Below are 22071 nucleotides of genomic sequence, written 5' to 3'. Positions count from 1 at the left end.
CGTCGGCCGATCTGCAGACGAGAGGGATTGGGAGTGCACGAGGCAAGCGACAAGACCGTCCCCGCACAGGAGCTGCTGGTGACGATCGGGACCGGGCTGCTCGCCAGTGGGATCTCTTCGGTCGATGTCGAAGACGCACTGACCGGGCTGGCACCTGCGGTCGGCCTGAAGTCCATCAACGTCGCAGCTCTTCCCAAGGGCCTGTTTCTCACCATCGGCCCCGGCAGTCCCACCCGGTTCGAACGCATCGGTCCTGACCTGCGGTTCGACCAGACAGCGAAGCTGCTCGACATCGTCGACGCCGTGCGGTCGCGTCGGCTCGGCATCGACGCCGCTCGCCGCATGATCGAGGCCGAAGTCTACGGCACTCCCCCGCGCTGGCCCGGATGGGTGACCTGCCTCGGTGCGGTGCCCGTCGGCGTCGGGCTGTGCCTGCTGCTCGAACCGGGACTGGTCAACCTCGCCTTCGCCGCTCTCGGTTCGCTCATCGTCGCGGGTGTGCTCGCCGTCAACGCCCGCCACCCCAGCCTCGGACCGCTGCTGCCAGTCGCCTCGGCGTTCATCGTCGCGGTGCTCATCCTCATCGGCTTCCGCCTCGACTGGCTGGACAGTCCCCTGCGCACAATCGTCGCCACCCTGGCGCTTCTGCTGCCCGGCAGCGCCGTGGTCACCGGTCTGACCGAGATCTCAGCCGGCGCGCTCTCGGCAGGCAGTTCCCGGCTCGTCTCGGCCACCGTCCAGTTGGCGATGTTCATCGCCGGAGTCGCCGGTGCCGCGGTGATCACTGGCACCGGCGTCGAGGCGCTTGCGAACTCCCAGCTCACCGCCTCGACATGGTGGCTCTCCGCCCTCGGCGTCGCCGCCGCGACGCTGGGCCTCATCATCTATCTGCACACCCCTCTCGAGCACACCGTGCCGATCGTCCTCACTATCGCTGCGGCCGCACTGGCACAACTGGGCATCGGTGCCGAATTCGGTGCGGCCATCGGCGGTCTGGCCGGCGCTTTGACCGCTTCGGTGGTGGCCGTCGTGCTCTCGCGCCTGCCGAAAGGCCCGATCTGGCGGATCAGCTTCGTGCCCGCGTTCCTCGTCGTCGCTCCCGGGTCGTTCGGGCTCCTCAATGCCTCGCAGATCGAATTCGGTGGCGGCGCTGGGGTTGCCGGCAGCATGCTGGCGGCTGCGACCACGTTCTTCACCATCGCCATCGGCACGGTCATCGGCGCCGCCATCGCCCACTCCGTCGAGCCCAAGGACGAAATCGTCGCCTGAGACACCCCTAGAGCTACCTGACGGCGGCTCAGCTACCTCGCGCGAGGTTGCTGGGCCGCCGTCAGGTAGTAATTGGGAGGGAAGTCAGGACGGTTCTTCTACAGCGAACGGTGTCGAAGCCCGGTCGAGTCGGTCGACCTCGTCGGCGCTGAGCTCGAGCCCGGGTGCGGCCATGACCGCCTCGAGCTGCTCAGGTGTGCGAGCCGAGGCGATCGGCGCCGTCACTCCCTTGGCCAGCAGCCAGGACAGTGCCACCGTCGCAGGTGCAACATTGTGCGAATCAGCGATCGCGACGAGATCGTCGACGACCTTGAGCCCCTCGGCATTGAAATATCCCTGCACCATGCCACCTCGGTCGGCCCCTTCGAGGTCGGCTTCGGTGCGGTATTTGCCGGTAAGGAAGCCGGCGGCAAGGCTGAAGTACGAGAACACCGCGAGATCCCGCCGCTCGGCGATTGGGCGCAGGTCGGTCTCGAACTCCCGCCGATAGACGAGGCTGTACTGCGGTTGGATCGCGACCGGCTTGACCAGGCTTTCGTCTTCAGCCGCTGCGAACCACCCGGCCAGACGCGCCGGCGAATAGTTCGACACCGCGATGTGCTTGGCCTTACCGGAACGGACGATCTCATCGAAGACGCGGGCCACCTCGGCGATGGGGGTCACCTCATCGTCGCGGTGGGCGTAGTAGAGGTCGACGTGATCGGTCTGCAGACGCTCCAGGGAGGCGTCGATGGCGGTTCGGATGTATTCGGGATCCTGCGTCTTGTGCTCGGGATGGTCGCCGACCTTCGTGGCGATGACGACGTCATCGCGGTTGCCCCGCGAGGCCAACCAGGTGCCGATGATGGTCTCAGATTCGCGACCGGTGTTGCCGGGCACCCACGCAGGGTAGGACTCGGCGGTGTCGAGGAAATTGCCGCCGCCGGCCACGAAAGCGTCGAGGACGGCATGGGACTGCGCCTCATCGGCCGTCCACCCGAAGGTGTTCGTGCCGAGATTGATCGGGAAGATGGACAGGTCGGTGCCGGGAATCTGCTTCCGCGTGGTCAAGCTTTCCTCCATTCGTCGAATGTCCGGGCCTCAGATGGCCCACACTTCCGCACAACGGATAGATCTGGAGAACTATTCCGCCGACGCGGCCCACCCCTGACCGCGCCCCGCGCGGGAGGTCGTGAACGCCGCCTCCTCGTAGCCGGCGCGAGCATCGGCCCGCACCTGGGCGACCTGGTCGGGCACCACGGCCCCGAAGATGCGGTCCCGGACCGGTTGCGGCAGGAGATCGGCCAGGCGCGTCACGGGACCGATGAAGCCGGGCACGGTGATCTCAAAACGGGGCCGGGCGACCGCACGGACGACGGCGGCCGCGACATCGTCGGGACGCAGCAGTGGGCCCGCACCGGTGCCGGTCCCCGCGGCCAGGACGGTGTCGACGACGGCGGGCATGACGGCGGTGAAGTGCACCCCGGTACCGCGCATCTCCGTGCGCACAGCCTTGAAGTAGCCGAGCACTCCGTGTTTGGTTGCCGCGTAGGTCGCCTCGCCCGGGGTGGGCAGGATCGATGCCGCCGAAGCGACCGTGATCAGGTGACCGTGCCCGGCCTCGCGCATGGCAGGTGCTGCGGTCTTGATTCCGTTGATGACGCCGAGGAGGTCGACCCCGAGCTGAGCGCGAGCCGCCGCACCCGGTTCCTCGTCGAAGGAACCGACCCACATGATGCCGGCATTGTGGACGAGCACATCGACGGGGCCGCGATCGCGCCGGCTGCGTCGAATGACCTCACGAGCATCGTCCTCGTCGGCGGAATCACCGAGGCGCTCGTGCAGCGCATCCACGCTCCCGCCGATGAGCGGTCATCCCGGGGTGAGTTCCTCACCGTTATCACCGAGGTGGCCCTGCGTGCCCATAGCATCGCCGACCGCCATCTCCGCCTCCGCCCAGCGTGAGGGTACGGCGAGCGCGGTACAGATCCTGTCGATGGTGCCATCCATGCCGGCGGTCAGGCGTCACTTAAGGAGGCGGTCCATTCGACGGTCGGAGAGCTTCCTTCCGCCGGTCTGACAGCCGGGGCAGTACTGGAAGGATTTGTCGGCAAAGGACACCTCGGCGATGGTCTCCCCGCAGACATGACAGGTCTCACCTGTGCGGCCGTGAACGGAGAATCCGCGCTTCTTCGCGGTTTTGATCTTGCCCGGCGGCAAGCCGATGAGCCTGCTGCGTGCGGTGTCGAGCACCTCGTGGATGGCGGTGTGCAGCGCCTGCGGGTCGACGGTCTTCGCGGTTGCGAACGGGGAGAGCTTCGCTGAGTGGAGGATCTCATCGGTATAGGCATTGCCGAGGCCTGCGATGATTCTCTGATCTTCGAGGACCGTTTTGATCCGGGAGGTCGACTCGGACAGCGCCGCGGCGAGTTCGTCGACGGTGAGGCTCAGGGCGTCGGTGCCGAGCGATGCGAGGGCGGGCACCTCGGAGGGGTCGCGGACGAGGGACACGGCGGCGTTCTTCTTCGACCCGGGTTCGATGAGGTCGAAGGCGGCCCCCGATGCCAGGGTTACGCGCATTCCCAACGGCCCCTTGCCCATTCGGGTCGGACCACTCGGTGCGGTGTCATGCCAGTTCAGCCAGCCCATTCGGGCGAACCGGCAGACGAGACTGAGTCCGTCGAAACGGATGACGAGGGCTCGCCCACGGCGGGCCACCTCGGTGATAGCAAGTCCGGCGAGCGCATCGATGCTCGGGTCGACGGTCTTGAGCAGGCTGAGCTCGGCAATGTCCGCGCGGGTGACGAAATCGCCGACCAGCCGCGGACGCAGGAAGTCGACCAGCGCATCGACCTCGGGCAGCTCCGGCATAACCCCATTATCCTCCTCACCTCCCAATCCCAACACCCCCAATTGCTACCCGACGGCGGCTCAGCAACCTCGCGCGGGGTTGCTGAGCCGCCGTCAGGTAGTTCTGAGACGTGCAAACCCGGTCACAGGAGTTGACCAACCTTGAGAACCCATCGATCGAGGACTAGCGTGGATTGACCACCGGAAGCCGAGTGGTTTCGGTGGATCCGTGAACTGCCGAAGGAGGCGGACAATGGCTGAGAACGTTGCTCAGAAGCTCATCCGATCGCATCTGGAGTCCGGGGAGCTCGCTCCCGGAAACGAACTGGGGATCCGGATCGACCAGACGCTTACCCAGGATGCGACGGGCACCCTGGTCATGCTCGAACTCGAGGCGCTCGGCCTCGACCGGATCCGCACGGATCTGTCCGTGCAGTACATCGATCACAACTTGCTGCAGACCGATGAGAAGAACCCGGAGGACCACGAGTTCCTCCGCTCTGCCGCGGCACGGTTCGGTCTGTGGTTCTCCCCTGCCGGCAACGGCGTCTCCCACCCTGTCCACCAGTCCCGTTTCGGCAAGCCCGGGACGACTCTCATCGGCTCGGACTCGCACACCTGCGCCGCCGGCGCTTTGGGAATGCTCGCCATCGGCGTCGGCGGACTTGAGATCGCCATGGCCATGGCCGGTGAACCCCTCTTCATCAGCGCCCCGCAGATCATGGGCGTCGAACTCACAGGCACCTTGCCCGACTGGGTCTCAGCCAAGGACGTCATCCTCGAAATGCTGCGTCGTCACGGGGTCAAAGGCGGAGTCGGGAAGATCATCGAATATCACGGGGACGGGTTGCGGAACCTCACGGCCATGGACCGTCACGTGATTGCGAATATGGGGGCCGAACTCGGCGCCACCGCCACGGTCTTCCCCGCCGATGATGCCGTCCGCGACTACTTGGAAGCCGTTGACCGAGGCGAGGACTTCACCCGCATCGAGGCCGACAAAGGTGCCGAATACGATCTCACCGACAGCATCGATCTCTCGCAGCTCGAACCGCTCATCGCCGCACCGTCGTCTCCGGGCAACGTCACTCCGGTGCGCGAGGTCGCCGGTGAGGACGTCTTCCAGGTCGTCGTCGGCTCCTCGGCGAACCCAGGGCTGCGGGACTTCGCCGTCGTCGCCGAAACACTTGCCGACCGCCAGATTCATCAGCAGATCTCGCTCGACATCAACCCCACCTCACGTGAGGTCCTTGCCGACCTCATAGCCGGGGGATGGCTGACCTCACTGGTGGCTTCCGGGGCCCGGATTCACCAATCCGGCTGCATGGGCTGCATCGGCATGGGCCAGGCTCCTGCGGTCGGGCGTAACAGTCTGCGCACCATGCCGCGCAACTTCCCCGGTCGCTCCGGCACCGACGAGGACGCCGTGTGGCTGTGTTCTCCGGAGACTGCCGCGGCCGCCGCGCTGACCGGGAAGATCACCGATCCCCGCGACCTCGACAGGGACTATCCCGAGGTGCGGCTGCCGGAGAAGTACTCTGCGAACCGCAAAATGCTCGTTCCACCTCCGGAACCGCAGGAAGCCCGATCGGTCGAGCTCGTCAAGGGAACGAATATTTCGACCTTGCCGGACTTCGACCCGCTGCCCGACGACATCGACCTGGAGATCCTGCTCAAGGTCGGCGACAACGTCTCCACCGACGAGATCATGCCCGCCGGATCTCGCGTTCTGCCGTACCGGTCGAACATCCCGAAGATCTCTGAGTTCGTCTATATCCAGGTCGATGGCACCTATGCCACCCGTGCCGCCGACCACGACGGTGGACACGCGATCGTTGGTGGGGAGAACTACGGTCAGGGGTCCTCTCGCGAGCATGCGGTCATCGCTCCGCGCTATCTCGGACTGCGGGTAGTGGTGGCGAAGTCGTTGGCGCGGATCCATTGGCAGAACCTTGCGAACTTCGGCGTCCTCGCCCTCGAGTTCACGGACGATTCCGACTACGAATCCCTGTCCCAGGGTGATGTGCTTGAGTTCCGTGGTCTGCGCGATGAGCTCGGCGAAGGGACGACGATCACCGCCGAGGCGGCCAACCGAAAGTTCGAATTCCGCCATGGCCTGTCGCCCCGTCAGGTAGTTGGTGGAAAAGAGAAGGCGGCCCGGACACTCCCGCGGTGTGGAAGTTCCGGGCCGCCGTCTCGTGCCGAACTCTCAAGCGGTCAGGCGCTCAGGATCTCAGAGCCTGTCAGCCCTTGACCTTGGCTTCGATGGCCGCGCCGACCTCGGCGTCGATGTTCTTCCAGTACTGGATCGCGTTCGACAGCACCGGTTCCTCGACTCCGTCGGAGAGAGCGCCGGCCACGGTCTCGATGAGACCCTGGCGCTCTTCCTCGCTGTAGACCTCGCGGACCAGGGTGTGTGCCTGGCCGAAGTCGTCGTCCTCGGCGTGCAGGCTGTAGGCGCTGCGAACCAGCTCACCATCGGCCTCCCAGCCGTTGTCGACCGGACCCTGCTCGTCTCGGAAGGAACGTCCGTACGAGTTCGGGGCGTAGACCGGTGCATTACCCGAGTGGTGGTACTGCATCTGGCCTTCCTTGTCGTACGAATTCGTCTTCGTGACAGGGGCGTTGACCGGCAGCTGGTTGAAGTTCGTGCCGATGCGGTTGCGCTGTGCATCCGGGTAGGAGAACACGCGGCCCAACAGCATCTTGTCCGGCGAGAGCCCGGTTCCCGGCACGGTGTTCGAAGGGCTGAAGGCAGCCTGCTCGATCTGTGCGAAGTGGTTCGAGGGGTTCTCGTTGAGGGTGAACTTGCCGACCTTGATGAGCGGGTAGTCCTTCTTCGACCAGATCTTGGTCAGGTCGAAGGGGTTGAAGCGGTAGTCCTTGGCTTCTTCGAAGGGCATGATCTGCACGCTGAACGTCCAGGACGGGTAGTCGCCACGCTCGATGGCATCGAACAGGTCGCGGCGATGCATGTCCGCATCCTCGCCCGCCATCCGACCGGCTTCCTCGTTGCTCATGTTCTCCACGCCCTGGTCGGTGTGGAAGTGGTACTGGACCCAGAACTTCTCACCCTCGGCGTTGACCCACATGTAGGTGTGCGAGGAGTAGCCGTTCATATGGCGCCAGCTCTTGGGCAGGCCGCGGGGTCCCATGAGGTAGGAGACCTGGTGAGCCGACTCGGGCGAGAGCGACCAGAAGTCCCACTGCATGTTGTTGCTGCGCAGACCGGAGTCGGGCAGGCGCTTCTGCGAGTGAATGAAGTCGGGGAACTTCATGGGATCGCGGACGAAGAACACGGGGGTGTTGTTGCCCACCATGTCGAAGTTGCCCTCTTCGGTGTAGAACTTCAGCGCGAATCCGCGCACGTCGCGCCAGGAGTCGGGCGAGCCTAGTTCACCGGCGACGGTGGAGAAGCGGGCGAGCATCGGGGTCTTCTTGCCCGGCTGCAGGAAGTCGGCCTTCGTGTACTTGGAGACGTCTTCGGTGACTTCGAGCTCGCCGAATGCGCCGGATCCCTTTGCGTGGGGGCTGCGCTCGGGAACTCGCTCACGGTCGAAGCGAGCAAGCTTCTCGACCAGAGCCACGTCGTGGAGCATCAACGGCCCGTTCGCGCCCACGCTCAGCGAGTGAGCATCGGATTCCCGCGGCGCACCGGACTCGGTGGTCGTTGCCTTCGTACTGTCGTGGCCAGCATATTCATGATCTGTATGTTGCGTCATAACATCTCCTTCAACCGTTTGATTTGAGGCGGCGCCACTCAGCCCGCGATCACGGCCACCGGTGAGATGCGGTTCCCGCCGGTGCAGCTGATCGATCGGCTGAGCGCCGTTCGCCCAGTCTCGATATCCCGACTTCGGCAGAACACTGTCGGACTTAGTTTCAACCTAGCGATGTTCTCCGCTTCATACAACCTAGGGCGGGCTGTCTAAATTCCCGTCCTCGACATCGTCCGGCTCACCCCTCCGCCGAGGCGGCCGACCCACCACCCGAACCGCCGGTCGAACCGCCGGTTCCGGATCCGCCCGAACCCGACGAGCCGCTGCCGGAACCGCTGCCCGAACCATCCGAGCCGGATCCGGAGCCTGTGCTGCTGCTTGTCCCACCGCTGGTGTCCCCGGAGCTGCCGGCGCCATCGGTCGAGGTGGAACCGCTGCTCGCATCGGTGCCGTCGGTGCTCGTCGAACTGCCTGTGGAATCGCTCGTGCCGGTCGTCGTGTCCGTGCCCTGTGAGCTCTGCCCCTCGGCGGCACCTTCGGCGCCGGTCTCCCCCGCCGAGGAGGACTGACCGTTCTGCGTGCTCGATCCGCTGTTCGATGAGCTCTGACTGCCGTCGGTGCCCGACCCGGATCCGCTCGACGATTCGTCCCCGCTGGTTCCGGAGTCCGAGGTCCCGTCGTCGGTGACGGGTTCGTCGTGCGTCGACTGCCCGGTCACCGATCGTGAGATCTGCGAGGTGCCTGGTGAGATATCGGCTTCGGTGAAGTTCTCGGCCATCACGACCGCACCGAGTCCGATTCCGAAGGCAGCGACGCCGATCGTCAACGGGTAGAGGACCCGTTTGCGACGCAGCTTCTGCCACCAGGAGCGGCGCTCGCTCTCGGTTTCACTGCCGTCGCCGTCCTCGGCTGTTCTGTCATCCGGCGCCGAGGCGGCGGCTTGGGTCGCAGTGCCGCCGGCGGGTTCCGGTGGAGCGAAAGCCGAATCCTCGGCGAGTGAGGGATCGACTGCAGTGGTCTTCTCGTTGGGATTCTTCGCGATCTTCGCCTTGACTGCCGGGGCGAGTTTGGACCCGACTTCCTGGATCTTCTCCTTGCCTTTGTCGAGGCTGCGACCGTAGAGAGTGACGGCCAGGGCGGTGACGATGCTGGCGACTCCGGCACCGACGACCGTGCCCGCGACCCCGAGCTGACCACCGATGACCGAGGAGGTCGCCGCGGCGCCGGCGCCCGCCAGCAGCTGAGTGGCCGAGATCCGGCCCTCTGAGGATTTCTCCTCTTTCTTGTCCTCGGCTGTCTCTGCCGCTTCGGCGACGGCGATCGGGGAGGCAGCTGTGGCCGCAGCAGTCGTCTGTGAGCCAGCGGCTGTGTCCGGCAGCGTCTTCGTCGGCCGCTGTGCGTCCTGGTTGTCGTGGCGGATCGGGTTGGGCGGCATCACCTTGGTGACGACGTGCTCGCTGGGTTCGGCCGCGGGGGCCGGGTGGGAACTGACGATCTCTTCGGTGATCAGCGGCAGGGTCTGGGAATGCCCCGGCGGACGAGTTTCGTCGTTGTGTTCGTGCTGTCTGTTCTTGCCGCTGTCGCCGACCGTCAAAGTTCCTCCAATTTCCGGTGGGAAACCATTCTCGAACATGCACGTTCGGGGATCCTGACACTACCCGTCCGAAGCTGAGAAAGCCCTGATGGAAATGCTCGGAAACGGCACCTTCACCTGGGGCGATACGCAGGAATGTGACGCCCGGGACAGTCGGTTCTCACCGATCTCTCAGATGCGCGCGTCGCCACTTTCGGACTGGAGGACGGCCACCGAGACCTCCTCTGGTGCATCCTCGTCCGGCTCGAGTTCGAGCAGCTGAAAACGCGGGAGATCCAACCCCGCTTCGAGAGTGAGCACAAACCGGAATCTGCTGGCCGGGAACTGCTCACCGATGCCCATCTGCAGCTCGCCGCAGGCACATTCGGTTTCGCTGCCCGTGCCCGTGCCGGTGTCGTGAGCGGAGTCGTCCATACCGTCGTCGGCGACCATGAGGTTGACGGCGAAACAGGGTGCTGTCAGCTCGACCAGGTTCACGTCCTGACTTCCGTGGAAATGTTCCGGGCGCAACGCCGGCACCGGGTGCACGGTTCCGTCGATCTCCAGGACCACCTCGGCGGTGGGGAGGAAGGTGCGCGCCATTCCGGGCAGCGCTGAGAACGGGCCCACATGTTCGAGTCGAGCGATGCTCAACCGCCAAGGACGCAGCCCCGGAGTCAGCTGCGCGGAGTCAGCCAGGGAGACGAGCTCAGTGGTCTGACCGGCACCATTGGCCCACAGGACAGGATTACGGTCAGCAAACGAGGCGAGCGCGCGCATAACTCAGCACACCACGGACGGGTGGGGCCGCCTCGGTGATGGTGTGGTCATCCTTTGCACAGGCAGAACGGGTGACCGGCCGGGTCGAGGAACACGCGAAACGTCTCTCCCGGCTGTTCGGGGGCTTTGCCCGCACCGATCTCGAGCACGGACTCCTCAGCAACATCGAGGTCGTCGACGATGACGTCGAGGTGCATCTGCTGCGGGTGGGCCTGACCGGGCCAGCTGGGCGCGTGGTAGTCCTCGACCTGCTGAATGCACAGCGGGGGCCAGGAATCGGAGGTGACTTCCGCCCAGGTGCCGTCCTCCTCGACCGCGACCTTCCAATCGAGGAGCTGCCCGTAGAACTCTGCGAGTTCGGCGGCGTCGGGAGCATCGAGTACGACCACAGGTTGCTTTGCGATAGCCATGACCTGAGTCTACGCCGCAGCACGGACATGACGAAGGGGCCAACGACAGTCGGGGTGGCGTAGGATCGTTGAGCAGATCCGCCGGGCGAGCGATCGCGCCGGCACCCCGAGCAAAGGTGCGCCATGAGTTCTCACAAGTTGCCCGTCGGCAATGCAGCGGCGGTGCACATCATCCACGACAATCCGGAATGGATCACCCCGTTCACGGAGGCGCTCGACCGCCTCGCTGTTGCCCATGTCGAATGGCTCCTGCCCGACGCATCGATCGATCTCGCCGCCGAGCCCCCACAGGGGGTGTTCTGGTCGCGGCTGTCTGCGTCGTCGCACACCCGGACCGATCCGCATGTGAAGGAGTACGGGCGTGCCGTCCTCGACTGGCTCGCCGCCGCCGACCGCCGAGTCATCAACGGTCGCGACGTCTACGAGCTCGAGGTGAGCAAGGTCCGTCAGCATCGCGAGCTGGCCGGCCGGGGCTTCGACGTTCCGCGCACAGCGGCCGCGTTCGGACCGCGGGCGCTCGTCGACGCCGCGGCCGGCTTCACTCCCCCGTTCATCACGAAGCACAATCAGGGCGGCAAGGGCCTCGGTGTGCGTCGCTTCGACTCCCACGCCGAGCTCGAGGCGGTCGCCGACGAGTTCGCGCCCGGTGGTGCGAACGCGCCGATCGACGGCATCACCCTCGTCCAGGAGTATGTGCAGCCTGCCCAGCCGTTCATCACCCGTGCCGAGTTCATCGGCGGACGCTTCCACTATGCGGTGCGCGTCGACGTCTCAGGTGGGTCGTTCGAGCTGTGCCCGGCCGATGCCTGCACGATTCCGGGCGCCGGGGCTGATCCCGACGTCGAGGCGGTCCCCCAGTTCGACCGCCGTGAGGAGATCACGGCCGGAACACCGCTCATCGCTCGGCTCGAGACGCTGTTGGCCGACCTCGGCATCGAGATCGCCGGCGTCGAGTTCATCGAGACCGCCGACGGCCGTCAGGTCGTCTACGACATCAACACGAACACGAACTACAACCCGTCGGTCGAGTCCGCCGAACAGACGTCGGGTCGTCAGTCTGCCGCTGACCGTATCGCGGAGTACGTGGCGGACACCCTCGCCGAGGCGGCCCCACAGTCGGCATCCCCCGCCGGGTCCGCAGCGTGGTGAGTTCCCGGGGCACGGCCCTACGAAACCTGTTGGCTGAGCTCCGCGCAGTCCGGCCGGGGCAACGTGCGCTCATTGCCCTCGATGGGGTCGATGGGGCTGGGAAGACGATGCTCGCTCACGAGCTCGTGAGTTTGGCCAAAACCGCTGCGGACGTACCTGGATATGTTTCCGGCCGCCGGGTCACCGCCATCAGCATCGATGGCTTCCACCACGCTCGGGCGATCCGCTACGCCCAAGGCACGGGGCCAGACACCTTCTATCGCCGTTCCTATGACTACGGAGCATTCGTCGAGTCCGTCGTCGAACCATTTCGACGAGGCGGCTCGATCGTTCCAGCTGTGTGGGACGTCGACAAGGATCAGCCGATTGCTCCGGAGCCTCTGATTCTGCCGAACGACTGTGTCCTCCTCATCGAGGGAATCTTCCTCCACCGTCCCGAGCTTGTGGATCTCTGGGATGCGAGCGTGTGGGTCGATGTTCCGTTTGAAGTCTCGGTCCCACGAGGGAACGAGCGGTTTGCCGGAGTCTTCGATGCCGATCCCGAGGCCACATCGAATCATCGCTATGTCCGCGGTCAACGACTGTACTTCTCTGAGGCGTCTCCGCGGGAGAAGGCGACATGGGTATTCGACAATCGAGACCTGTACCGGCCGAACCTGATCCGGTCCTACTGACAACTCTCCTTACCTTGGTGATAGTCTCGAACCGCTGCAGGGGAGCGCCGATCAACAGGCGCTGAGAGTGCGAGAGCAGACCCTTTGAACCTGATCCGGTGAGTACCGGCGGAGGGAGTGGAACAACGATGACAACCACAGGCATCGGTGCATCGATCGAGGTGGCCGCTGACGGAGCGGTGTCCGACCTGATGAGTTCGACGAGCAGACAATGGGCGGCGGCGGTCGACCACAGATTCGTCCGGGAGCTCTTCGCAGGCAGCATCGACGACGCCGTGATGCGCGACTATCTGGTGCAGGACTATCAGTTCTTCGAGTCATTTCTGTCCATGCTCGGCGCGTGCGTCGCCCACGCCGATGAACTCGAGGCGAAGCTGCGGTTCGCTCGACAACTGGGAATGCTCGTCGCCGATGAGGACACCTATTTCGTCGACTCATTCGCCGAATTGGGAATCGATCCAGCCGATTACCTCCACCCGGAACTAACCGCCCCGACGGTTGGGTTCCGCGATCTCATGGACGACTCCGTCGCTTCGGCGCCGTATCCGCAGCTGCTCGTCGTCCTCGTCGTCGCCGAATGGCTCTATCTCGACTGGGCCGAGTCCGGTGAGGAAATGCCGCAGCGACAGGTTCACCGAGGATGGATCGACCTCCACCGAGGCGAGGCTTTCCGCGGGTGGGTGCAGTTCCTCGTCGACGAACTCGAGCGCGTGTTCCCGGAGGAAGAAGACCAGAGCTCAGAAGCCGAGAACCTCAACCGCATCTGGCGCCGCGCCGTCGATCTCGAATGCGCCTTCTTCGACAACGTGTACGACAACTGAGCTTCCAGGGTCTGCACTCCGCAGCCGTCCACCTCACTGACCTAGACTGGCCACATGAGCACTGGTGTTGATGCAGTCGTCGTCGGAAGTGGTCCCAACGGCATGGCCGCCGCCGTCACCCTGGCCCGCGCTGGGCTGAGCGTCGAAGTGTTCGAAGCTCAGCCGACGATCGGCGGCGGTGCCCGCACCCTCGACCTCGGGCTGGCCCCAGGCATCACTCACGACATCTGCTCGGCCGTCCACCCGCTGGCCATCGCCAGTCCCTTCTTCGTCGACTTCGACCTGCGCGCTCGCGGCATGGAGCTGACGACTCCCGATATCTCCTATGCCCAACCGCTGGATAACAAGCCCGCCGCGCTGGCCTTCCACGATCTCGATGAGACGGTCGACCGCCTCGGCGAGGCAGGACCCGAATGGCGGCGATTCTTCGCACCGCTCCTCGAACGTGTCGATGACGCGATCTGGCTCTCCCTCGGTGACAAACGCTCCGTGCCCGAGACCCTGCGCGACGTTCCGGGCATCGCGAACATCGTGAAATTCGGTCTCCGACTGCTGAGCCAGGCGAGCCCCGCATGGAACATTCCGCTCTCCCACGAATCCTCCCAGGCCCTGTTCACCGGTGTCGCCGCGCACGCGATCGGCGGGCTGCCTGCCATGGGCACCGCGGCCACGGCCACGATGCTCTCCACGGTCGCCCACGCCGGAGGCTGGCCGGGTCCCGTCGGCGGATCCCAGGCGATCATCAACCACCTCGTCGCCGATCTCGAAGCCCACGGCGGAACTTTGCACGCAAACTCCCCGATCACCCACGTCACAGACCTGCCCAAGGCCCGCGCCTATCTGCTCGACACCTCTGCGTTGGGTGCGGCGCAGATCTTCTCCGGCCTGCTGCCGGACCAGGTCGACAAGAGCCTGCGGGGGTTCAAACAGGGCAATGCCGCGGCGAAGGTCGATTTCGTCCTCAATGGGCCGGTCCCCTGGTCCGACCCTGAGGTGGGCCGCGCCGGAACCATCCATGTCGGCGGCTCACGGGCGCAGATGGCCGCCGCCGAGGCGCAGGTGACGAACGGACGCATGCCGGCCGATCCCGTGTGCCTCGTCTCCGACCCCACCGTGTTCGACCCATCACGCGAGGTGAACGGCCTGCGGCCGCTGTGGACGTATTGTCACGTCCCATTCGACTGCCCGATCGACCCGACCGAGTACATCACCCGGCAGATCGAACGCTTCGCCCCGGGCTTCCGCGACCGCATCGTCGCGCACAACGCGATCCCCGCCTCCGAGATGGCCGGGCACAACCAGAACTACATCGGCGGGGACATCGCCACCGGTGTTGTGTCGTTCTACCGGATGATGGCCAGGCCGCGCACGAGCTGGGACAACTACAGCCTCGGCGTGGCCGGTGCCTTCCTGTGCTCGGCGGCGACCCCACCGGCACCGGGCGTGCACGGAATGAACGGCTGGTTCGCCGCCCGCCGGGCACTCAAAACCCGGTTCGGCATCGACGAGACACCCAGCCTGTCCCCGGGCGACTGACTTTCATTCAGCTGACTCAGCCCCGCACCCACCAATCAGCGTCGCCGTCATAGCGCCATTCGGCCACCTCGATGACGGCCTCGATGACGTTGTTCAGCCAGAACGTCGTATCCGGGTGCCAGCCCGCCAGGACACTCGCTGTCCGATCGTCCGTGTTACCTGCCGTGGGGACGGTCTCCGGTTCCTCGCCGAGGCGGCCCTCCGCCACATCGATGACCGCACCGGCCGCGCGCAGATAGCCGGCCAGACCCACGTGTACACCGTCGAATTCCTCGGCCGCCCGTGACCAATCGGGAATGACCCACCGACCCTTGCGCCCTGTGGTCTCGAACCACACGTGGCGGCGCTGCGCGGTGACGTCGAGCGGATAGCGCCGGCACAGATCCGCCCAATCCTCAGGTCCGCGAATCTCGGCGATGCGGGCATCCGGGCGCAGTTTCAGACGGCAGGCTCGGGCACCTTCGAGACCGAAATCGTCCTCGACGAGTTCGACGCCGATCAGGGTTCCGTCCGGCCAGGTCCCCGTCGACGACCAGAGCCCGTCTGGCGGAGTCGACCACCATTCGCCGGAGAGCTCCATATGCGGGTTCTTGGCGAAATCGTGACGGTACTCAGTTTCAGTAGTGAGGACATCTGCGAGCCACTCGCTCAAACCCCAGGCAAGCCTCGTTCCGTGCCCGTCGAGAGGAGGATAGAGATCGGTCAGCGTGATTTCTATGCTCGCATCCGTCGGGCCCGTCTCGAGGTCGAAGACCGCGGGCAGTTCTGTGTGGCGTCCATTGACTTCATTGAGATCTTTGTCGTCCCAGGCCAGCGCCCATTGATCATCGGGATCGAGTGGCTTCGACCAGGCATCTAGCACGCCCGTGGAAACGAGCGTCTCGGCGAAGGGGCGCAGAATCTCACGAACCTCGCCGATTTCCGCGGTCCCCCAATCGTCATCATCAGGAGGCTGCCAATACACTGCAGCGTCGACTACGTCAGATATGGCTTCCTTAACAACACTCCAAGTCGGCGCAACCGGGCACAGGCACCTCAGATTGCGCACCACCGCCTCCACACCTGGGGCTTCTTCATCGCGAGTCCACGGAAGACTCTCGACCTGCTCGACAGCCAGCCCGAACACGAGCGAGCGTCCCCGCGGGGACGCGAGCAGATCTTCGACGGACAGGCGGTCGTCATGAAGAGTCGGAGGCGCATCATCGGCGGTCATGACCTCAGGCTACGCGAATGCCCGTCAACTGGTCCTGATGGAATCGCTGGCGTCGGAATCCTCCGCTTGCGCGCTCACCGGCACGGCAACCTCGGCGGCGGCGAGAATTCGGGCCCCCTTCGCAGCCTTGAGGCCCGCTCCGAGGACCCCGATGATGACGAGGACGGCTCCGCACAGCTCCCCGAGGCTGACTCGCTCGCCGAGGAAGACGAACGCCGCGCTCATCCCGACCACAGGAACGAGCATCGAGAACGGTGCGACGACGCCGGCCGGGTTGCGCGACATCAGCCACGACCACACCCCCGACCCGATGATCGTCGCGACGACCGTGGTGTAGATCAGGCCAGCGATGGCAAGAAGTCCGGTCGGGGTAGTCAGCCCCGCGAACGACGCCCCGACCCTCTCAGGTCCTTCCACTGCGAGGGAGAGCGCCAGCATCGGCAGGGGTGGGACGACGGACATCCACATCGTCAGCTTGATCGGCTCAGTGGTGTGAGCCTGCCGGTTGCAGATATTGCCGATCGCCCAGCCGAAAGCCCCGGCGAGGGTGAGGAGGAAGGGCACGAAGCTCGCGTTCGAGTCGAATCGCTGCCAGCCTACGACGGCGAGCCCTGCCATCGCGACGAGCAGAAAGGCCATCTGCGAACCGCGGACCCTCTCGCGCAGGAACGTCATGCCCAGCAGCACCGTGAAGGGGCCCGAAGCTTGGAGGACGAGGGAGGCGAGGCCTGCGGGCATGCCGGCGGCCATCGCCCAGTAGAGGAAGAGGAACTGCAGCAGTCCGAAGCCGAGTCCGTAGCCGATGATCCACCGCGCTTTGACGTCGGGCTTCGGTACGAAGAGCAACGCGGGGACCGCGAGCAGGGCGAAGCGCAGAGCCACGAGGAAGAAGGGCGGGAACTGGGCCAGGGAGAGATCGATGGCGAGGAAATTCAGTCCCCACATCACCGCTACCGAGGCGGCGAGCAGACAGTGCTTGAACGACATGGCCCCATTCTCAACCGCAACAACTATGAAGCGCAATCGCAGAGTGCTTCATCGACTCTGTAGCATGCCTTCATGGTCATTGATCCGAAACATCTCGAGCTGCTGCGCCTGTTCGACGAATACGGCAGCGTCACCGCCGTCGCCGATGTCACCCACCGCTCCCCGTCGGCCGTCTCTCAGCAGCTGAGGCAGGCCGGGAGCGAGATCGGCCACGCTCTCGTCGAGCCCGCCGGCCGCGGACTCACGCTCACAGCCGCGGGACGGCTGCTCGCCCACGGTGGTCGGGACGTGGCCCGCACGCTCGCCCGGGTGCAGGCCCAATGGGAGGGCCACCTCGGCGAAGCTGTCGGAGAGATCACCCTGGCCGGGCTGCCGAGCGCGCTCACCCACCTCCTCCCCGATGCGCTGCGCAGGCTGCGGGAAGATCACCCGCACATCGATCTGCGCATGGACGATGTCGACCTCGCCGAGCACGAATTCGCGGGACTGACCCGAGATGTCAATATCGTCGTCGCACACAGCCTCGTCGCCGAACGACCCCTGGGCACCGACGGACTCACCGTCGTCCCGCTCGCCCGCGAACCCATCGACGTGGCCCTCGCCATCGACCATCGGCTCGCCGATCGCGCCGAGCTGACCCCGGACGATGTCGTCGATTGTCGCTGGGTGGGAGTGCCCCGCGGATACCCCTTCGACACGATCCTCACCTCGATCGAGCATCTCACCGGTCGCGACCTCGACGTCGTCCAACGCATCCGGGACAACCGGCTCATCGAAGCGATCGTCGCCTCCTCGGACCAGGTCGCGCTCCTCCCCCGGTTCACGACGCCGCGCGATGCGGGACTGTCGCTGGTGCCGCTGACGGGGGTGACGACGACACGCTGGATCGTAGCCGTGATGCGTCCGGACACGGCCGAACGTGTCGCAGTACGTGCTGTGATCAGCGCGCTCAGCCGGGTCGACGACGCCGCGGTTTAGGCGGTGCCCATGCTGGTGAAGCGCTTGGGCACGAGCTTCTCCAGGGGCAGGAACGCCGCCCAGCAGATGACGGTCGGCAGGAAGTGGATGCCCAGCGCGAGATACGTCATGAGGTGGAAGACGAAGAAGAATGCCACGGCCCCGTACAGCCACTTGCCCTTGAGGAACAGCGCAACCGGCGAGAGGAACTCGAAGACGAGTGTCGCCCATTGCGCGGCGATGAGGAGGCCGGGCATCTCGAGGAACGGTTTCGACCATTCGGCACCGCGGCGCATGAGCGCCCAGATGATGACCGCACCATTGGCCCAGTGGGTGATGTTGCCCGAGGCGATCCACTTCATCACCACCGAGTAGAAGTAGGTGAGCACTACCGCGATCTGCACGACGCGCAGTGCCCAGCCGGCCCGCGCCGAGGCGGTGCCGACGTCCCGAAAGCGCGCCGTTCCGACCGTCGGCAGGACGAAGGCGGCGATGACGAGCGCCATATGATCGTGGGCGACGTAACCGTAGCCCTGCGTGTAGAACATCCACGCGCCGAAACTGAGCGCCACGGCCCAGCCGCTGAGGCGCTGGAGGATTCCGGCGGCGGCGAGGAGAGAGAAGACGATGATGAAGGTGAGCAGGATCTGCGCGCCGAGGACGCTGACGGCCGGGATGTGGAGGAACCGGGCCAGCCACAGCGGCTGATAGAACTCGGGCGTCCAGCCGTGGGCGATGACGTCGCCGGAGATCGTGAGCACATCGATGATGATGAAGAGGTAGATGAAGACTCGGAACACGGCCACCCGAGCGAGGGGGACCTCGGGCATGAACCAGCGGAGGAACGGATTCGTGGGGGCCGCCTCGGTGGGGGTCGACCTCAGGGTCGGGATGCCGCTCATCGGACCTCCCACTTCGCCAGCGTCGTCTGTTCGGGTTCGCCGACGGCCAGGCCGTTCTTCAGCTGTGTGGTGGTGCGGCAGAGGACCATCGTTTCGGGTTTCGGTTCGTCCGGGTGCAGCCGGATGTACGAGTCGGCCATCGACTGCAGGAGTTCGGGGTGGGCGATGACCCGGTCGAGCTGGGATTCGACGTCACCGCGTTCGATGCCGACGGTCGCGGCGTTGAACCCGAGGCGGCGCGGTTCGTCTTCGCCGGGGAACTGGGCTTCGATGCACGTGGAGTTGACGGTCCCGTTGAGGTCTTTGGCGGTGGCGTACTGGGTGAGCGATCCGAGCGGGAAGAAGTCGTTCGTGTTGAGGAACTGTCCGCAGGTGAGGATGACGAACGCGACGGCGGGAACGACGATGCGCCAGCCGATGGAGACCTTCGACAGCGGTTTCACCGGGGTCGAGAGTTTCGACCGGGCGGACGGCCCGGTGCCGGGGCGATCGGAGCCGGACTTATCCGAGCCGGGCTCGCCCGTGCGTGAGGCGGACGATGGGGCGGGATCAGGCCCCTGAGCGGCGGGATCCTGGCTCGTCAGGAGACGGCGCTTCTTCTCTTCCATACGCTTGCGGGACTCGTCCTCTCGGGTGCGGCTCGTTCGCAGACAATCCTATCCGCCCTTCTTGCTACCTGACGGGGGCTGAGCAACCTGGCGCCAGGTTGCTCAGCCCCCGTCAGGTAGCAATTAGGGTCAGGAGCTGCGGGCGTAGAGGTTGAGCTGTTCCCAGCCGGCCGCATACTTCTGGAAGGCGGCGACCGCGGACTCGGAATCGTTGTTGCTCAGTGCCGTGACCCACGAGTCGACGAGTTCCGCGGCTTCGCTCGGCCACAGCACATCGGACATCCCGCCGAGGTCGAGTTCGAGGACCGAGTTCATGTCGAAGGTGTCGATCCACTCGGCCAGTACCGAGGTCTGCTCGACCATATCGACGACCTTCGAGGTGTCCGCGATCGTCTCCGAGGCCCATTCCATGCGCGCCGAGGCGGCCAGGATGTCCGTGCGGATGAGTACGCGGAGCCCCTCGTCGGTCTCCTCGGTGATGATCTGGTCCTCGGTCAGGGAGAAGAACAGCCACCACGAGGGCGGCACGTCCCAGGCAGAGACGCGGGTGAAGATCCGCGTGTCCTTGGCGTCCTGCAGCCACTCAGCACGACGGCTGGCGGCACGCCGGCGAGCAGACTTCGGAGCGACGATGTCCAAGGTCGCCTTCGAGGTGTGCTCGGCCAGCGAATCGAGCGCCTCCCACCCGCGGATGTCCTCCTGAGCAGGGCAGAAACGGTCCACCCCGTCCGCGGTCTGAGACGCCGGAAGGTAGATCGGAGTGCGCCGAAAGGAATCAGCTACGGGCGAAGGCGGCAGGGAGATCAAGCGCTTGTCAGCGTCGTGGGAAATCTGCTCCTCGATGCGTGACCGGTTGTCCTCCACCTGCCTGTCTTGCAATTCGGAATGCACCACAAGAGGTTCGAAGATCCGCAGGGTGACGACATAATCGCGACGGTAGGCCATGGGTTCAGCCTATCCAAGGTCCACTCACAAAATGGAACTTCCCAGTATGAACAGGTAGGATTTAAGCGCATAGCAGAGATCTAGTCCGGGGCTATTCGCCCCATAGACGACGGAGGGGGTCACGCCAGTGGGTCGCGGCCGCGCAAAGGCAAAACAGATCAAGGTAGCTCGGAAGCTGAAGTATTACAGCCCGGATACCGACCTTAATAGACTCCAGCAGGAGCTGGGCGCCGACGCGAGCAAGTCCGGTCCGTCCGATCCGTACGACGATGAACCCGACTACTCGGATTACGCCGACAAGTACAACGTCGACGATGACGACGAGTTCGAGCGCTGAACTGGGATGAGTCCAGCCGCACACGGTTGATCTGACACGCACTGAGGGCGGGGACTTCGGTCCCCGCCCTCAGTCGTGCGCCCGGGCATCCCTCGCCGAGGCGGCCGTGCCCTCACGCGCATCACGCTCCGTTACGTGCAATTCCTCCGCCTACCTGGCCATCACGCACCGCAAGCAGCACACCCCCGTGCAGGAACACGAGTGTGTGAGACTAACGGTGAGGGATGCACCACGACCAGGCCAGCCGCTCCAGCCGCTCGAGAGCTACTGCAGGATCGCGGCGCCGCCGTCGACGCCCTTGGCGCCCTGCACGTAGTAGGGATCGGTCGCCAGGGAGCCGTCATCGGCAGCGACTTCGCCGAGCACCCAGGCTCCGGGGCTCGACTTGAGCACACCATCGACCGACGCTGCGTCGACGACGAGAACCATGCCGACGCCGAGGTTCCACGTGCGTTCGCGGTCGTTCTGCGGCACTCCGCCGAGGTCGCCGAGCACGGAGAACACCGCCGGGATCTCCCATGAGGCGCGCGACATCTTCGCGACCAGGCCCTGCGGAAGCACCCTGGCCACATTGGCTGAGAGTCCCCCGCCGGTGACGTGCGAGACCGAGTGCACCGCGTCGGGCAGTGCGTCGAAGAGAGCGGCGAGCTCGCCGGTGTAGACATGAGTGGGAACGAGCAGCTCCTCACCGAGGGTGCGCCCGAATTCCGAGACATGCGTATCCAGGCCCCATCCCGCCTCGGCGATGATGTGGCGGACCAGCGAGTATCCGTTGGAGTGGATGCCCGAGGACGGCAGACCGATGAGCACGTCCCCGGCACGGACCTTCTCCGGTCCGAGCAGCTTCGAGGCCTCAACGACTCCGGTGGCGGCACCGGCGACATCGTACTCATCAACCCCGAGCAGACCCGGGTGTTCGGCGGTCTCCCCACCGACCAGTGCGACACCGGCCGAGGCGCAGGCGTCTGCGATTCCGCGCACGATATCGGCGATGCGTTCGGCCACGACCTTGCCGCAGGCGATGTAGTCGGTCATGAAAAGGGGGCGGGCACCGCAGACGATGATGTCGTCGACGACCATGCCGACGAGGTCGTAGCCGATGGTGTCGTGCTTATCCATGGCTTGAGCGATGGCGACCTTCGTGCCCACTCCGTCGGTCGACGAAGCGAGCAGCGGACGTTCGAAGTCCTTGAGCACGGAGACGTCGAAGAGTCCGGCGAATCCGCCCATTCCACCGACGACCGAGGAGTTGTGAGTGGCCGAGACCGCGGCCTTCATGAGTTCGACGGCGCGGTCTCCGGCCTCGACGTCGACGCCTGCGGCGGCGTAGGTGGTGGACTTCGGGCTCGCGTCGGAACTCAA

The 22071-nt window shown here is 65.3% G+C and carries 22 protein-coding genes and 1 riboswitch; of the genes, 9 read left to right on the top strand and 13 right to left on the bottom strand.

What is annotated here, in order from left to right; translation table 11 throughout:
- Window positions 1-33 precede the first annotated feature (33 nt).
- Window positions 34-1269 (top strand): threonine/serine exporter family protein, encoded by a 1236-nt coding sequence (locus tag HK353_RS14740; RefSeq protein WP_173157336.1) that lies wholly within the window; start codon window positions 34-36, stop codon window positions 1267-1269.
- 84 nt (window positions 1270-1353) lie between these two features.
- On the opposite strand, the gene HK353_RS14735 is transcribed toward HK353_RS14740, so the two are convergent.
- Window positions 1354-2319 carry an aldo/keto reductase gene (locus tag HK353_RS14735; protein ID WP_245396055.1) on the bottom strand — a complete coding sequence of 322 codons (966 nt, stop codon included), beginning with the start codon at window positions 2317-2319 and terminating at the stop codon, window positions 1354-1356.
- A gap of 72 nt (window positions 2320-2391) precedes the next feature.
- Window positions 2392-3042 (bottom strand): SDR family NAD(P)-dependent oxidoreductase, encoded by a 651-nt coding sequence (locus tag HK353_RS14730; protein WP_342589952.1) that lies wholly within the window; start codon window positions 3040-3042, stop codon window positions 2392-2394.
- On the opposite strand from HK353_RS14730, the gene HK353_RS16850 reads away from it, so the two are divergent.
- Entirely contained in the window at window positions 2995-3213 is a 219-nt protein-coding gene (locus tag HK353_RS16850; RefSeq protein ID WP_217278506.1) for a hypothetical protein, read from the top strand. The genes HK353_RS14730 and HK353_RS16850 overlap by 48 nt on opposite strands.
- Before the next feature lie 60 nt (window positions 3214-3273).
- Here the strand turns inward: HK353_RS16850 and HK353_RS14725 are convergent, their stop codons facing one another.
- Window positions 3274-4119, bottom strand: coding sequence for a DNA-formamidopyrimidine glycosylase family protein (locus HK353_RS14725; RefSeq protein ID WP_173157332.1), 846 nt, complete (start codon window positions 4117-4119; stop codon window positions 3274-3276).
- Between the two features lie 232 nt (window positions 4120-4351).
- On the opposite strand from HK353_RS14725, the gene HK353_RS14720 reads away from it, so the two are divergent.
- The gene (locus HK353_RS14720) at window positions 4352-6352 is read left to right on the top strand and encodes an aconitate hydratase (protein ID WP_173157330.1); all 2001 of its coding nucleotides are present in this window, start codon (window positions 4352-4354) and stop codon (window positions 6350-6352) included.
- Here HK353_RS14720 and HK353_RS14715 read toward each other — a convergent pair.
- The 4 genes from HK353_RS14715 to HK353_RS14700 form a co-directional block, all read right to left on the bottom strand.
- Window positions 6342-7820 carry a catalase gene (locus HK353_RS14715; RefSeq protein ID WP_173157328.1) on the bottom strand — a complete coding sequence of 493 codons (1479 nt, stop codon included), beginning with the start codon at window positions 7818-7820 and terminating at the stop codon, window positions 6342-6344. The two genes, HK353_RS14720 and HK353_RS14715, sit on opposite strands and share 11 nt — an antisense overlap.
- Window positions 7821-8055: 235 nt before the next feature.
- Window positions 8056-9411, bottom strand: a complete 1356-nt coding sequence (locus HK353_RS14710; protein ID WP_173157326.1) for a hypothetical protein — start codon at window positions 9409-9411, stop codon at window positions 8056-8058.
- Window positions 9412-9582: 171 nt separating this feature from the next.
- Window positions 9583-10170, bottom strand: coding sequence for a HutD family protein (locus HK353_RS14705; RefSeq protein WP_173157324.1), 588 nt, complete (start codon window positions 10168-10170; stop codon window positions 9583-9585).
- A gap of 47 nt (window positions 10171-10217) precedes the next feature.
- Window positions 10218-10580: a VOC family protein gene (locus HK353_RS14700; RefSeq protein WP_101546338.1), complete on the bottom strand. Its 363-nt coding sequence runs from the start codon at window positions 10578-10580 to the stop codon at window positions 10218-10220.
- A gap of 123 nt (window positions 10581-10703) precedes the next feature.
- Here HK353_RS14700 and HK353_RS14695 point away from each other — a divergent pair, with 123 nt between their 5' ends.
- From HK353_RS14695 to HK353_RS14680, 4 genes are all read left to right on the top strand, one after another.
- Window positions 10704-11729: an ATP-grasp domain-containing protein gene (locus HK353_RS14695; protein WP_173157322.1), complete on the top strand. Its 1026-nt coding sequence runs from the start codon at window positions 10704-10706 to the stop codon at window positions 11727-11729.
- Between the two features lie 29 nt (window positions 11730-11758).
- Complete coding sequence (locus HK353_RS14690) at window positions 11759-12403, top strand: nucleoside/nucleotide kinase family protein (RefSeq protein WP_245396053.1); 645 nt, start codon at window positions 11759-11761, stop codon at window positions 12401-12403.
- 28 nt (window positions 12404-12431) lie between these two features.
- Window positions 12432-12537, top strand: a riboswitch (TPP riboswitch).
- Entirely contained in the window at window positions 12532-13224 is a 693-nt protein-coding gene (locus tag HK353_RS14685) for a TenA family protein (protein WP_173157320.1), read from the top strand. Its footprint overlaps the riboswitch before it by 6 nt.
- Window positions 13225-13278: 54 nt before the next feature.
- Window positions 13279-14760, top strand: a complete 1482-nt coding sequence (locus tag HK353_RS14680) for a phytoene desaturase family protein (RefSeq protein WP_173157318.1) — start codon at window positions 13279-13281, stop codon at window positions 14758-14760.
- Between the two features lie 16 nt (window positions 14761-14776).
- Here HK353_RS14680 and HK353_RS14675 read toward each other — a convergent pair whose 3' ends face one another.
- Together HK353_RS14675 and HK353_RS14670 are read right to left on the bottom strand one after the other, a co-directional pair.
- Window positions 14777-15973, bottom strand: coding sequence for a hypothetical protein (locus tag HK353_RS14675; RefSeq protein ID WP_173157316.1), 1197 nt, complete (start codon window positions 15971-15973; stop codon window positions 14777-14779).
- Window positions 15974-15997: 24 nt separating this feature from the next.
- Window positions 15998-16960: an EamA family transporter gene (locus HK353_RS14670; RefSeq protein WP_173157314.1), complete on the bottom strand. Its 963-nt coding sequence runs from the start codon at window positions 16958-16960 to the stop codon at window positions 15998-16000.
- 72 nt (window positions 16961-17032) lie between these two features.
- On the opposite strand from HK353_RS14670, the gene HK353_RS14665 reads away from it, so the two are divergent.
- Window positions 17033-17938, top strand: a complete 906-nt coding sequence (locus HK353_RS14665; protein WP_217278498.1) for a LysR family transcriptional regulator — start codon at window positions 17033-17035, stop codon at window positions 17936-17938.
- Here HK353_RS14665 and HK353_RS14660 read toward each other — a convergent pair.
- From HK353_RS14660 to HK353_RS14650, 3 genes are all read right to left on the bottom strand, one after another.
- Entirely contained in the window at window positions 17935-18819 is an 885-nt protein-coding gene (locus tag HK353_RS14660) for a hypothetical protein (protein WP_217278497.1), read from the bottom strand. The two genes, HK353_RS14665 and HK353_RS14660, sit on opposite strands and share 4 nt — an antisense overlap.
- On the bottom strand, window positions 18816-19427 hold the full coding sequence (locus HK353_RS14655; RefSeq protein WP_173157310.1) for a hypothetical protein: 612 nt from the start codon (window positions 19425-19427) through the stop codon (window positions 18816-18818). Before HK353_RS14655 ends, HK353_RS14660 begins: the two co-directional genes overlap by 4 nt.
- Before the next feature lie 129 nt (window positions 19428-19556).
- Window positions 19557-20372, bottom strand: coding sequence for a DUF8083 family protein (locus tag HK353_RS14650; RefSeq protein WP_172175322.1), 816 nt, complete (start codon window positions 20370-20372; stop codon window positions 19557-19559).
- Between the two features lie 127 nt (window positions 20373-20499).
- Between HK353_RS14650 and HK353_RS14645 the strand changes: the two genes are divergently transcribed.
- Entirely contained in the window at window positions 20500-20709 is a 210-nt protein-coding gene (locus HK353_RS14645) for a DUF3073 family protein (protein ID WP_173157308.1), read from the top strand.
- A 264-nt stretch (window positions 20710-20973) separates the two neighbouring features.
- On the opposite strand, the gene purM is transcribed toward HK353_RS14645, so the two are convergent.
- Window positions 20974-22071, bottom strand: a complete 1098-nt coding sequence (purM, locus tag HK353_RS14640; RefSeq protein WP_173157306.1) for a phosphoribosylformylglycinamidine cyclo-ligase — start codon at window positions 22069-22071, stop codon at window positions 20974-20976.

The organism is Brevibacterium permense (genome assembly GCF_013280495.1).
Taxonomy (GTDB): domain Bacteria; phylum Actinomycetota; class Actinomycetes; order Actinomycetales; family Brevibacteriaceae; genus Brevibacterium; species Brevibacterium permense.
This window is presented reverse-complemented; position numbering and strand designations above follow the sequence as displayed.